The organism is Pseudomonas iranensis (genome assembly GCF_014268585.2).
In the GTDB taxonomy this organism is placed as follows: Bacteria; Pseudomonadota; Gammaproteobacteria; order Pseudomonadales; family Pseudomonadaceae; genus Aquipseudomonas; species Aquipseudomonas iranensis.
Genome location: NZ_CP077092.1, coordinates 4,697,237 through 4,710,345, shown reverse-complemented (window position 1 = coordinate 4,710,345; position 13,109 = coordinate 4,697,237). Strand labels below are relative to the sequence as shown.

Sequence of the window (13,109 nt, the reverse complement as noted above, 5' to 3'; positions counted from 1 at the left end):
CGCAATCCAGAACCGTCAGAGGCGATGGGTCGCAGGCGCTTTCGAATTTTCACAAGGAACACGACATGACACGGCGATTGGCAGCGGCATTGACGATAATCGGGGCGTTGATGCTGGGGGGCTGCGGCAATGATTACGGCATCGACCAGAACGGCCAGAAGGTAGCGTCCGAACGTCTGGACAAACAATGGGTGGTGCTTAACTACTGGGCCGAATGGTGTGGCCCGTGCCGCACGGAAATTCCCGAGTTGAATCATTTGGCTGATGAGCTCAAGAGCAAGAACGTCGGTGTGTTCGGGGTCAACTTCGACAACGTGCAGGGCGCGGAGCTGAAAGAGGCGAGCGAAAAACTCGGCATCAAGTTCACCGTGCTGGCGCAGGATCCGGCCGAGCTGTTCGACTTGCCGCGCAGTGAGGCGCTGCCGGTAACCTTCATCATCGATGACAAGGGCAAGGTGCGTGAGCAGTTGCTGGGCGAGCAGACGGCGGCGGGGGTGATGGCCAAACTGGAGTCGTTGCGGAACAAGTAACCTGTGGCGAGGGGATTCATCCCCGTTGGGCTGCGTAGCAGCCCTGAGTTTGCAGTTCGCCTGGAACTGCGCAGGGGGCCGCTTCGCGACCCAACGGGGATAAATCCCCTCGCCACAGGTAACCCCCTGCGGGCGTAGAAGGGGCTCAGCCCTCTTCCAGCCACCAGCGCAACGGTTTGCCTTCAGCCGGCCAGAAGCGTATCTGCTCGATCGGCGAAATGTCCCAGCGTTCGACTTTTTCCAGCGCCTGCAAAAAGCGTTGTTCCTGCTCCATCAACGCCGGGGCGCAGAGCTTGCGGGTCTTGCCGATCTTGCCGAAGCTCAGCTTGTCGCCGTCCTGCGTGTACGGCGCGAACCAATGGTTGCAGCCGCCGTTGCCGTAGGCGCGGCCGTCATCGCCGAGGGTCACGGTCAGATGGCTGTAATCCATCAGTGGTCGCTCGCCGATCCATTCCAGAATGTAGCTGCGGTTGTGCTGCAGTTGCACCGGCTCTGCGGCGCAACCAACCAGGCCGACACCGATCAATGCGGTCAGGGCGAGGCGTTTCATCACGCAGGCTCCTGGCATTTCGGGCACAGGTGCTTGTCGCCGACGGCCTTCCAGCCCAGCTCGGCGATGCGCGCGGTGGCGGCAGGTTTCTCGGCGGTCTTGCCGAGTTTGGCATCCACGGCGAATTCGAAGCTCAGCTCTTTCGCGCAGCTGTCGCAGTTGACCTGCCAGGTGTGGATGGCCAGTTCGCCGAACACCGGGCCTGTGGTCATTGCGGTCCATTGGCCTGGCGGATTGATCAGGTGGCGCACCGTGTCGACGGTCAGGCGCATGGACAAATCCTTGCTGCCTTTGAGCGTGACCAACAGGGCATCGCCGATACGGATCGAGCCACCGTTGCCGGTCACCTGATAGCGGCCCGGAACCAGGGCGCGGCATTCGGTGAGGGTGTGTTGCGGGTTCATCAGGGTGTAGCGGAAATCGTGTTCGACCATGGGTCCTCCAAATATGCGCGACATGCTAGCACGGGCTCGATTGCAGAATGATGCACGCGTGCGACCTTCGATCCGGTTCAAATGCGCCGACAGTCATGGCAAACTGCCGGCCCCCGAATCTGAAGGAACGGAACATGGCGCTGATCGAATGTTATGAATGCAAGCGGAGCATCAGTTCCGAAGCGCTGGTGTGCATTCACTGCGGCGCGCCGATGGCCGAACATGCCGCCATGCAGGTGCAATCGACGGCGGCACCGGTGCAAGCCTCGACGATTTCCTTCGGCAGCCTGCCACGCAACAACGCAGTGCCCGAGGCGGTTGCGCCGCCAGTGTCCGAGCCTTTACCCAAAGTGATGCCGGCAGCGGCGGGGCGCCGACGTCGTCAGCAGGCTGCGGAACAGGCCCGCCACGAACAACAACCGCTCAACGCTGATGGCAGCCGCCCGGTGGAGGGCTGGCTGAAAATCATGGTGTTTCTGTTGCCGGCGTTTTTCGTCTGGTTTCTGCTGCGCAACGGCCATTCCAGCAAACAGCGCCTGCTCGGTTTCGGCTGGCTGGGCTTGCTGATCCTGGCGTCTTCGCTGTCCAAGTAAGCGCTTCAACCCTCGACCTGGTTCTGCGGCGCACCCGCCGCCCAGGTCGCGATGTTGTGCAGGGTGGTCGCGGCAATCGCGCCCAGTGCTTCGCGGGTCAGAAACGCCTGATGCGCAGTGATGATCACGTTGGGAAACGTCAGCAGACGCGCCAGCACATCGTCCTGCAACGGCAGGTCGGAGCGATCCTCGAAAAACAGCTGCGCCTCTTCCTCGTAAACATCCAGCCCCAGATAACCGAGTTGGCCGTCCTTCAGCGCGTCGATCAGCGCCGGCGTGTCCACCAGCCCGCCACGCCCGGTGTTGATCAGCATCGCCCCGGCCTGCATGTGCGCCAGTGAGTCGCGATTGATCAGGTGCTTGCTCTGCTCGTTGAGCGGGCAATGCAGGCTGATGATCCGTGATTGCGCGAGCAACTCCGGCAGGCTCAGATAACGTGCGCCCAGGGCCAGCACCTCGGGATTGGGATACGGATCGTAGGCGAGCAATTCACAGCCGAAGCCGTGCATGATTTTCGCGAAGGTCGCACCAATCTGTCCGGTGCCGACAATGCCGACGGTTTTGCCGACCAGATCGAAACCGGTCAGGCCATGCAGGCTGAAATCGCCTTCGCGGGTGCGGTTGTAGGCACGGTGCAAGCGACGATTGAGGGCGAGGATCAGCGCCACCGCATGTTCGGCCACGGCGTGCGGCGAGTAGGCCGGCACACGCACGACGGCCAGGCCGAGGCGTTTCGCCGCCGGCAGGTCGATATGGTTGTAACCCGCCGAACGCAGGGCAATCAGCCGCGTGCCACCGGCAGCGAGGCGTTCGAGCACCGGGGCGCTGAGGTCGTCATTGATGAACGCACAGACCACTTCGTGCTGCTCGGCCAATGCCGCCGTATCGAGGCTGAGCCGCGCCGCTTGAAAATGCAATTCAAGCCCGGCCGGGCAGTCGGCGCCGAGAAAGCTGTCGCGGTCGTAGGTCTGGCTGCTGAAAATGATCGTGCGCATGAATCCTCCTGGAACATCGACGCGGGCCGCAATGGCTCGCGACAACTGTAGCGCTTTGCGCGCGCCGTGCCTTGCCGTGGATCAGGCGCTGATGCGCGCCTGCGCCGCGAGTCGATTGATCGAGCGCTCCAGTTCATCCAGTGCGGCGGCGGCTTTCGGATCGTCCTGCTTGAGCAGGGTTTCGCTGCGCTGGCAGGCGGCGCGCAGTTGTGGCACGCCGCAATAACGGGTCGCGCCATGCAAACGGTGCACGCGTTCGAGGAGGGCATTCTGGTCGTGGCTGTCACGCGCGGCGCGTATCGCTTCGCGGTCGGCTTCCAGCGAGGCCAGCAGCATGGCGAGCATGTCCGCCGCCAGATCCGCCTTACCGGCCGCCAGACGCAAGCCTTCTTCGTGATCGAGCACTGGCAGTTCCTGCTGACTCGCCGTGCTGTCGCCGCTGCGCTCCGGTGCCTGATTGCGCAGGGCCAGTCCGGTCCACTTCAACACCACCTGCGCCAGTTGCCGCTCGCTGATCGGTTTGGTCAGGTAGTCGTCCATGCCGCTTTGCAGCAGCGCGCGTTTTTCATTGGCCATGGCGTGGGCCGTGAGCGCAACGATCGGCAGCGGCGTGCAATGCCGCTCGCTTTCCCACTGGCGAATGGTTTCGGTGGTCTGGCGACCGTCCATGCCTGGCATCTGCACGTCCATCAACACCAGATCGAAAGATTCGCTTTGCACCGCTTTGACTGCTGCGTAACCGCTTTCGACCGCGAGCACGCGGGCGCCCATGTCTTCGAGCAGGGTCTGCACCAGCAACAGATTCGCCGGGTTGTCGTCGACACACAGCACGCGCGGCGCACGGCTGGACAGCGGCTCGCCCGGTTCGCTGCGGGTCTGGCGCGGATTGACCAGATCGGACAACGCCCGGCGCAATTTGCGCGTACACGCCGGTTTGGCTTGCAGCTGGCTGTGCGGGTTGGGTACCGACAGATGAAATAGCGTCTGTTCGGTGGTCGGGCACAGCACCAGCACTTTGCAGCCCAAGTGTTCGAGGTCCCAGATGTGCTGGTTCAAGCGTTCCGGGAGCATGTCGTTGCTGGTGATGCCGATCACCGCCAGATCGATCGCCTGATCGGTCTGATGCGCGCCGGTGACGCCATTGCTCAGGCTCTCCAGAGTATTGAACGGCGTAACTTGCAGTCCGCAGTCTTCCAGCTGATGTTGCAAGGCCTGACGCGCCAGTTCGTGGTTTTCCAGCACCGCCACACGGCGCCCGAGCAGCGGCGCGGCGGGCAGGTCCTCGGCATCGTCGCGGGTCTTGGGCAGGCTCAGGCTGATCCAGAATTCCGAACCTTCGCCCGGCGTGCTGTCGACGCCGATCTCGCCGCCCATCTGTTCGATCAGGCGCTTGGAAATCACCAGCCCCAGCCCGGTGCCGCCGGGTTGGCGCGACAGCGAATTGTCGGCCTGACTGAAAGCCTGGAACAGCGCGCGCACATCCTGACTCGACAGACCGATGCCGGTGTCCTGAATGCTGATGCGTAGTTACACGCTGTCTTCGTGTTCGTCTTCGAGCATCGCCCGGGCGACGATGGTGCCTTCGCGGGTGAACTTGATCGCATTACTCACCAGATTGGTGAGGATCTGCTTCAGGCGCAGCGGATCGCCGACCAGCGACAGCGGCGTGTCGCGATAGACCAGGCTGACCAGCTCAAGCTGCTTGGCGTGCGCGGCCGGGGCGAGAATGGTCAGGGTGTCTTGCAGCAGGTCGCGGAGGTTGAACGGAATGTGATCGAGTACCAGTTTGCCGGCCTCGATCTTCGAGAAGTCGAGAATCTCGTTGATGATTCCCAACAGGCTGTCGGCGGACTTTTCGATGGTGCCCAGATAGTCGAGCTGGCGCGGGGTCAGTTCGCTTTTCTGCAACAGGTGAGTGAAGCCGAGAATGCCGTTGAGCGGCGTGCGGATCTCGTGGCTCATGTTGGCGAGGAATTCGGATTTGATCCGGCTGGCTTCCAACGCTTCTTTGCGCGCCAGGTCCAGTTCGATGTTCTGGATTTCGATGGTTTCCAGGTTTTGCCGCACGTCCTCGGTGGCCTGATCGACGCTGTGCTGCAATTCTTCGCGAGCGTTCTGCAGGGTGCCGGCCATGCGGTTGATGCCCGAGGCCAGTTCATCCAGTTCCTGGCTGCCGAGGGGCGGCAAGCGGGTTTCCAGATGACCGTCCTTGAGCTGCGCAACTGCTTGTTTGATCTGGCTCAGCGGACGATTGATGGTGCGGCCCATGCGCAACGCGAGGAGGGCGGCGCCGGCAAGTCCGGCGGCGATCAGCAGCAGGCTGGCGAACAGGCTGCGATAGCCGCGCAGCAACATGCCGTTGTGCGACAGCTCCAGCTCGACCCAGCCGAGCAGGCGTTCGGATTCTTCGGGAATGATTTCGCCGGCGAGGTTGCGGTGCTTGCCGAACACCGGCATCAGGTAGCGCGTTGCGTCATTGCCGCTGCGTCGTTGCAGCAGCGCGCTGTCGCCGCTCGGGGCCTGATTGAGCATGGTCGGGCCGGCGTGGGCCAGTGGCGAGCGGTCCGCCGCGAGGAAAGTCACCGCACGCACGTCGGGTTGTTCAAGGGACTGGGTGGCGATGCGTTCAAGCAGATCGGCGTCGCCGTGACCCATCGCCGGCGCCACCAGCGGCGCCAGTTGCTCGGCGATCATTTCGCCGCGCTGCATCAATTGGCTGTGCAGGTCGGTCTGCTGCGTCCAGGTGAAATAGCCACCCAGCACCAGCGCCATCAGGCTGGTCGGCAACAAGGTCAGCAACAGCACGCGACCTTTGATTCCCAGTTTCTTGAGCACGCCTATCTCCCGCATCCCGCTGATCTGTTGACACATGCGTGCATCCGGCACGCGACATGGGCGCAGTGTAGCGATTTGCAGGCGGGCAATCTTGCGGAAAATGCAGCGCCGCCCACGCACTCGTTCGTCCGACAGGCCAAGCTTGTGTTGCCCGCTGTCGGACAATCTTGAATAATCCGCCAACTGAGAATTACTTGCAGATACTCATGACTCCTGTTTCCGTTGGCCAGCCACGCATCCTTTCCATTGAAGACGATCCGGTCCTCGGCGCGTATGTGCACGAGCATCTGGGCCGCAGCGGTTTTCAGGTGACCTGGTGCCAGAACGGCCAGGAAGGTCTGAACATCGCCCAGTGCCAGCCTTTCGACGTGGTGCTGATGGATATTCTGCTGCCGGGGCTCGATGGTCTGCAGTTGTTGACGCAATTGCGGCAGAGCCATTCGACGCCGGTGCTGCTGATGTCGGCGCTGGGTGCCGAGGCCGATCGCATCAGTGGTTTCCGCCTCGGTGCCGATGACTATCTGCCCAAGCCGTTCAGCATGGCCGAGTTGCATGTGCGCATCGAAGCGATCCTGCGCCGCGTGGCCTTGGATCGGCGCCCGCCTGCGGTTACCGCTGCGGTGGTCAGCGGCGCCCTGCGTTTCGATGACGAACAGTGCGATGTGTTTTTCCGCGAGCAAGCGGCCGGGCTGACCCGCAGCGAATTCCGTCTGCTGGAAACCCTGCACCGCAACAACGAGGAGGTGCTGAGCAAGGCCTTCCTTTATCAGCACGTCCTGCAACGCGGCTTTGCGGCGCACGACCGCAGCCTCGACATGCACATCAGCCAGATCCGCCGCAAACTCAAAGCCATCGGTTACACCGAGCGCGAAGTGCGCACGGTGTGGGGCAAGGGCTACGTCTTGAGCGGCGCCGATGAAACTGTCTGAACTGCCGGGGCGGCATTCGCTGTTCTGGAAACTGGCGTGCCTGCTGGTGGCGTTCTGTCTGCTGATGATCTGGTTGAGCTGGTCGTGGGGCCGCTACATGGAGGAGCGCAATCAGTTCCTCTCCAGTGACGCCCGCAGCACCCTCAGCCGTTACGCCGCGCAAGCCGAACAGGCGTGGCAGCGCGGCGGGCGCAATGGCGTCGATGACTGGTTGCAGAGCATGGAATTGCGCGAGGCCAGTTGGGTCGGGGTGATCGGCGCTGATTTGCAGTCGCTGAGCAGCCAGCCGTTGAACGCCGCGGAGGTGCAGCACCTGACCTTTTTGCGCGGCCTCGACTGGCCGATCCACAAGAAGGGCCGACCTTGGCTGCGGGTACCGTTCCCCCAGGATCCGACCGTCGGCATTCTCGTCATTGAATTGCCCGAGCGTTTTGTCCCGGGCAAGTACCGGGTGTTCTGGCGGGTGATCACCAACGGCGTGATTCCCGGACTGTTCACTTTGTTGCTCTGTGTCGGCCTGTATCGCCTGCTGGTGGTGCCGCTGAACAACCTGCGCGAACAGGCCAACGCCTGGCGCGCCGACCAGTTGAATGTGCGCCTGTCGAGCGGCATCACCCAGCGCCCGGATGAACTCGGTGAGCTGGCGCGGGCCTTCGATTCCATGTCCGAGCGCCTGCAAACCACGGTCGCCTTGCAGCAGCAATTATTGCGCGACCTGTCCCACGAACTGCGCACGCCGCTGAGCCGCCTGCGCGTGGCCAGTGAAAGCGAACAGGGCCTGGCGCAATTGCGCGAGCGCATCGGCCGCGAGGTCGACGGCATGCAACGTTTGGTCGAAGACACCCTGCAACTGGCCTGGCTCGACACCGACCGCTCGCCGTTGCCGGATGAAGCGATCCAGATTCAGGCACTGTGGGAAATGCTCACCGACAACGCCTGTTATGAAAGCGGCTGGCCGAGCCTGCAATTGCAATGCTCGGTCGAAGCTTCGTGTTGGGTGCGCGGCAACCTCAATACCCTCGCGCAAGCGCTGGAAAACATCCTGCGCAACGCCATTCGTCACTCGCCCGAGGGCGGCATCGTGCGGCTCGATGGACGGCGCGATGGCGAGTATTGGCATTTGTGGCTGGAGGATCAGGGCGGCGGCGTGGCTGACGAAGATCTGCAGCGAATCTTTTCGCCGTTCATTCGATTGGATGGATCGAGACCCGGGGATGGTGGCTTTGGCCTGGGCTTGAGCATTGCCCGCAACGCGGTGCAACGGCAGGGCGGGTTGCTCTGGGCGCAAAACACGGGGGCGGGGCTGCGGTTGAATTTGCGCTTGCTGGCGGATGATGGTGTCGCGCCGACTGACGCTATCGCTGGCAAGCCAGCTCCCACAGGAAGTTTCTGCCATACACAAATCGTGTGAAGACTCGATCTCTGTGGGAGCTGGCTTGCCAGCGATGAGGCCACCCGCATCGCTGCAGATGAAGTCTGGCGAACTCAAATGTCGCACCGCTGGTGCGACTATTGCTGCTTATTCCCATAGATCATAAGCACCGCACTTTGCGTGATATGGCCTGCGCGGGTTTGCCGGTATGATAGGCGCCCCCGCACGTCTGGATTGCGAATACGCCATGACCCTGCAGTACCCAACCATCGCCGATTGCGTCGGCAACACGCCGCTGGTGCGTTTGCAGCGCCTGCCCGGCGTCACCAGCAACACCCTTTTGCTCAAGCTCGAAGGGAACAACCCGGCGGGTTCGGTCAAGGACCGCCCCGCGTTGTCGATGATCACTCGCGCCGAGTTGCGCGGGCAGATCAATCCCGGCGATACGCTGATCGAGGCGACCTCCGGCAACACCGGCATCGCGCTGGCGATGGCCGCTGCGATCAAGGGTTACAAGATGATCCTGATCATGCCGGACAACTCCAGCGCCGAGCGTAAAGCGGCGATGACCGCTTACGGTGCCGAGCTGATCCTGGTGACTCAGGAAGAGGGCATGGAAGGCGCCCGCGATCTGGCCCAGCGTATGGAAGCCGAAGGCCGTGGCAAGGTGCTCGACCAGTTCGCCAATGGCGACAACCCCGAAGCGCACTACACCACCACCGGCCCGGAAATCTGGCGTCAGACCCAGGGCAGCATCACCCATTTCGTCAGTTCGATGGGCACCACCGGCACTATCATGGGCGTGTCGCGCTACCTCAAAGAGCAGAGCGACAGCGTGCAGATCGTCGGTCTGCAACCGATGGAAGGCTCGGCCATTCCGGGCATCCGCCGCTGGCCGCAGGAATACCTGCCGAAGATCTATCAGGCTGACCGCGTCGACCGCATCGTCGACATGGCGCAAAGCGAAGCCGAAGACGTCACCCGGCGTCTGGCCCGCGAAGAGGGCATCTTCTGCGGCGTGTCCTCGGGCGGTGCGGTGGCAGCGATGCTGCGCTTGTCCAAAGAAGTTGAAAACGCGGTGATCGTCGCGATCATTTGCGACCGTGGCGACCGTTACCTGTCGACCGGCATTTTCGACGCGCCGAACTGATGGCCAAACACGAGAGAGGCCTGCGCTTCCAGCCCACCGGCGGCAGCAAGGCGCCACAGATCCCGACCGGCAAAAAGCAGCGCTTGAGTATCGAGCGCCTGGCCAATGACGGTCGCGGCATCGCGTTTTTCGAAGGCAAAACCTGGTTCGTCCTCGGCGCCCTTGCCGGTGAAGAGGTCGAAGCGCGGGTGCTCGGCGCCCACGGCAAAGTGGTCGAGGCGCGTACCGAGCGCGTGTTCAAAGCCAGCGAGTTGCGGCGCCCGGCAGCATGCCCACACTTCGGCCGCTGTGGCGGTTGCAGCGTTCAGCACTTGCCCCACGCTGAACAACTCGCCCTGAAACAGCGCATGCTCGCCGAGCAATTGTCGCGGGTGGCTGGTGTCGAACCTGAAGAGTGGGCAGCGCCGCTGACCGGCCCGGAATTCGGTTACCGTCGGCGTGCGCGCATCGCCGTGCGCTGGGACATGAAGGCAAAAAAACTCGAAGTCGGTTTCCGCGCTGCCGGCAGTCAGGACATCGTCGCGATCAGCGAATGCCCGGTGCTGGTACAGCCCTTGCAGCCGATCATGACCCGTTTGCCGGAGATGCTGCGGCGCCTGAGCAAACCGCAGGCGCTGGGCCATGTCGAGTTGTTCAGCGGCTCATCACTGGCGGTATTGCTGCGGCACATGGCGCCGTTGTCCGAAGCGGATCTGACGATTCTCAAGGATTTCTGCCAGTTCCATGAGGCGCAATTGTGGCTGCATGGCGAAGGTGAACCGCAACCGGTCGAGGCCGGTCAGAGCCTCGGTTATCGCCTGGAACAGTGGGGTCTCGAGCTGGCGTACCGGCCGGGAGACTTCGTTCAGGTCAACGCCGGGGTCAACGAAGCGATGATTGCGCAGGCGCTGGACTGGCTGAAGCCAACGGCTGACGAACGCGTACTTGACCTGTTTTGCGGGTTGGGCAATTTCGCCCTGCCGCTGGCCAGGAGCGTCCGTGAAGTGGTCGCGGTGGAGGGCGTGCAGACCATGGTCGAGCGGGCCGCTGCCAACGCCGTCAGTAACAATTTGCATAACACAAAGTTTTTTCAAGCCGATTTATCCCAGCCTTTGAGCGATGCCCAGTGGATCGGAAACGGCTTTTCTGCGGTACTCTTGGACCCACCGCGTGACGGTGCTTTCGAGGTGGTGCGCAAGCTCGCGACCCTGGGTGCCAGGCGGTTGGTATATGTGTCGTGCAACCCGGCCACGCTGGCGCGCGACACGCAGGAATTGATCAAGCAGGGCTACCGGTTAAAACGTGCCGGGATTCTCGATATGTTTCCTCAGACGGCACATGTCGAGGCCATGGCGTTATTTGAAGCGAGCCAGGACGGCTCGTCTGAATCCGCCTGATCTGTCCGCGCAGCGCTCGCCTGAGCCCCGCGAGCGCGAACGGACATTGAGGATCAGCGATTTGACGCATTGAATCTGCGTCGTAGGGAAGGTAAAGCAGCATGGTACAGGTGAGAGCACACCAGCCGATCAACACCGACGGCAGTATCAATCTCGAGGCCTGGCTCGATCACGCGGTCAGTGTCGATCTGGCACTGGATCGCGAGGCCTTGAAAGAAGCCTGCGAGTTCGCTCGCGAGGCCGAACAGCAGTCCAATGCGAAGAAGAACCTGTGGGCCGAAGGCTCCGGCAGTTTCAGCACTGGCCTTGAGATCGCCGAGATCCTCGCCGACCTCAAGCTCGATCAGGATTCACTGGTCGCCGCCGTGTTATATCGCGGCGTGCGCGAAGGCCAGATAGAGCTGGCGGCCATCGGCCAGCGCTTCGGTCCGGTAGTGGCCAAGCTGATCGACGGCGTGCAGCGCATGGCGGCCATCAGCGCCAGTCTCAGCCCACGGCAATCGATGGTAATGGGCACGCAAGGGCAGGTCGAGAACCTGCGCAAAATGCTCGTGGCCATGGTCGATGACGTACGCGTTGCGCTGATCAAACTGGCCGAACGCACCTGCGCCATCCGTGCGGTGAAAACCGCCGACGATGAAAAGCGCAACCGCGTCGCTCGCGAAGTCTTCGACATCTATGCGCCACTGGCGCATCGCCTCGGCATCGGTCACATCAAATGGGAGCTGGAGGACTTGTCCTTCCGCTATCTCGAACCCGATCAATACAAGCAGATCGCCAAGTTGCTCCACGAGCGGCGGCTGGACCGCGAGCGTTTCATCAGCGACGTGATGACCCAGCTCAAGGACGAACTGCAGGCCACCGGCGTCGACGCCGACATCAGCGGCCGGGCCAAACACATCTACTCGATCTGGCGCAAAATGCAGCGCAAGGGTCTGGAATTCAGCCAGATCTACGACGTTCGCGCGGTGCGCGTGCTGGTGCCGGAAATGCGCGACTGCTACACCGCGCTCGGCATCGTCCACACCCTGTGGCGGCACATCCCGAAAGAATTCGACGACTACATCGCCAACCCGAAAGAGAACGGCTACCGCTCGCTGCACACGGCGGTGATCGGCCCGGAAGGCAAGGTCCTCGAGGTGCAGATCCGCACCCATTCCATGCACGAGGAGGCCGAACTCGGCGTCTGCGCGCACTGGCGCTACAAGGGCACCGACGTCAAATCCGGCTCGAACCATTACGAAGAGAAAATCTCCTGGCTGCGTCAGGTGCTTGAATGGCACGAAGAGCTGGGTGATATCGGCGGTCTGGCCGAACAGCTGCGCGTCGACATCGAGCCTGATCGGGTTTACATCTTCACTCCCGACGGGCATGCCATCGACTTGCCGAAAGGCGCGACGCCGCTGGACTTCGCCTATCGGGTGCACACCGAAATCGGCCACAACTGCCGGGGCGCGAAGATCAACGGCCGTATCGTGCCGCTGAACTACAGTCTGCAGACCGGCGAGCAGGTCGAGATCATCACCAGCAAACACGGCACGCCGAGCCGCGACTGGCTGAACCCGAACCTCGGTTACGTCACCACCTCGCGGGCGCGGGCGAAGATCGTCCATTGGTTCAAGTTGCAGGCTCGCGATCAGAACGTTGCGGCCGGTAAAACCCTGATCGAGCGCGAACTCAATCGCCTCGGCCTGCCGGCGGTGGATTTCGACAAGCTGGCCGAAAAGGCCAACATGAAAACCGCCGAAGACATGTTCGCCGCCCTCGGTGCCGGCGACCTGCGTCAGGCGCATCTGGTCAACCTTGCGCAGCAATTGGTCGAACCGGAGCGCGGCAACGAGCAACTGGAGCTGATCCCACGCAAGGCCACCGGTTACAAACCGGGCAAGCGCGGCGATATCCAGATCCAGGGCGTCGGCAACCTGATGACGCAAATGGCCGGTTGCTGCCAGCCGCTGCCGGGCGATGCGATTGTCGGTTACATCACCCAGGGCCGTGGCGTGAGCATTCACCGTCAGGACTGCGCCTCGGTGCTGCAACTGGGCGGGCGCGAGCCGGAGCGGATCATTCAGGTCAGCTGGGGCCCGGTGCCGGTGCTCACCTATCCGGTGGACATCATCATCCGCGCCTACGACCGTTCCGGGCTGCTGCGTGACGTCTCGCAGGTGCTGCTCAACGAGCGCATCAACGTGCTGGCGGTCAACACCCGCTCGAACAAGGAAGACAACACCGCGCTGATGTCGCTGACCATCGAGATCCCCGGACTGGATGCGCTCGGGCGGCTGCTGGGGCGGATTTCGCAACTGCCGAACATCATCGAAACCCGGCGTAACCGTACCCCGTGA

10 protein-coding genes and 1 pseudogene are annotated in these 13,109 nt (G+C 62.5%); 7 read left to right on the top strand and 4 right to left on the bottom strand.

Features of this window, described 5'->3' with window-relative positions; translation table 11 throughout:
- Window positions 1-65: 65 nt before the first annotated feature.
- Window positions 66-530, top strand: a complete 465-nt coding sequence (locus HU724_RS21160) for a TlpA disulfide reductase family protein (RefSeq protein WP_186567722.1) — start codon at window positions 66-68, stop codon at window positions 528-530.
- A 145-nt stretch (window positions 531-675) separates the two neighbouring features.
- Here HU724_RS21160 and HU724_RS21155 read toward each other — a convergent pair whose 3' ends face one another.
- Window positions 676-1,080, bottom strand: coding sequence for an META domain-containing protein (locus HU724_RS21155; protein WP_130929331.1), 405 nt, complete (start codon window positions 1,078-1,080; stop codon window positions 676-678).
- Window positions 1,080-1,514, bottom strand: a complete 435-nt coding sequence (locus HU724_RS21150; RefSeq protein WP_039757838.1) for a hypothetical protein — start codon at window positions 1,512-1,514, stop codon at window positions 1,080-1,082. The genes HU724_RS21155 and HU724_RS21150 overlap by 1 nt, the downstream gene beginning before the upstream one ends.
- Window positions 1,515-1,648: 134 nt before the next feature.
- Here HU724_RS21150 and HU724_RS21145 point away from each other — a divergent pair, with 134 nt between their 5' ends.
- Window positions 1,649-2,107, top strand: a complete 459-nt coding sequence (locus HU724_RS21145; RefSeq protein ID WP_186567723.1) for a hypothetical protein — start codon at window positions 1,649-1,651, stop codon at window positions 2,105-2,107.
- 5 nt (window positions 2,108-2,112) lie between these two features.
- On the opposite strand, the gene HU724_RS21140 is transcribed toward HU724_RS21145, so the two are convergent.
- Window positions 2,113-3,102 carry a 2-hydroxyacid dehydrogenase gene (locus HU724_RS21140; protein WP_186567724.1) on the bottom strand — a complete coding sequence of 330 codons (990 nt, stop codon included), beginning with the start codon at window positions 3,100-3,102 and terminating at the stop codon, window positions 2,113-2,115.
- Window positions 3,103-3,183: 81 nt separating this feature from the next.
- Window positions 3,184-5,937, bottom strand: a pseudogene (locus HU724_RS21135) (response regulator).
- Between the two features lie 206 nt (window positions 5,938-6,143).
- Here HU724_RS21135 and HU724_RS21130 point away from each other — a divergent pair.
- From HU724_RS21130 to relA, 5 genes are all read left to right on the top strand, one after another.
- Window positions 6,144-6,866, top strand: a complete 723-nt coding sequence (locus HU724_RS21130) for a response regulator transcription factor (RefSeq protein WP_016773641.1) — start codon at window positions 6,144-6,146, stop codon at window positions 6,864-6,866.
- Window positions 6,853-8,277: a sensor histidine kinase gene (locus HU724_RS21125; RefSeq protein ID WP_186567725.1), complete on the top strand. Its 1,425-nt coding sequence runs from the start codon at window positions 6,853-6,855 to the stop codon at window positions 8,275-8,277. Before HU724_RS21130 ends, HU724_RS21125 begins: the two co-directional genes overlap by 14 nt.
- Before the next feature lie 208 nt (window positions 8,278-8,485).
- Window positions 8,486-9,388 carry a cysteine synthase CysM gene (gene cysM / locus HU724_RS21120; RefSeq protein WP_186567738.1) on the top strand — a complete coding sequence of 301 codons (903 nt, stop codon included), beginning with the start codon at window positions 8,486-8,488 and terminating at the stop codon, window positions 9,386-9,388.
- On the top strand, window positions 9,388-10,764 hold the full coding sequence (gene rlmD, locus HU724_RS21115; RefSeq protein WP_186567726.1) for a 23S rRNA (uracil(1939)-C(5))-methyltransferase RlmD: 1,377 nt from the start codon (window positions 9,388-9,390) through the stop codon (window positions 10,762-10,764). Before cysM ends, rlmD begins: the two co-directional genes overlap by 1 nt.
- 101 nt (window positions 10,765-10,865) lie before the next feature.
- Window positions 10,866-13,109: a GTP diphosphokinase gene (gene relA / locus HU724_RS21110; RefSeq protein WP_041479585.1), complete on the top strand. Its 2,244-nt coding sequence runs from the start codon at window positions 10,866-10,868 to the stop codon at window positions 13,107-13,109.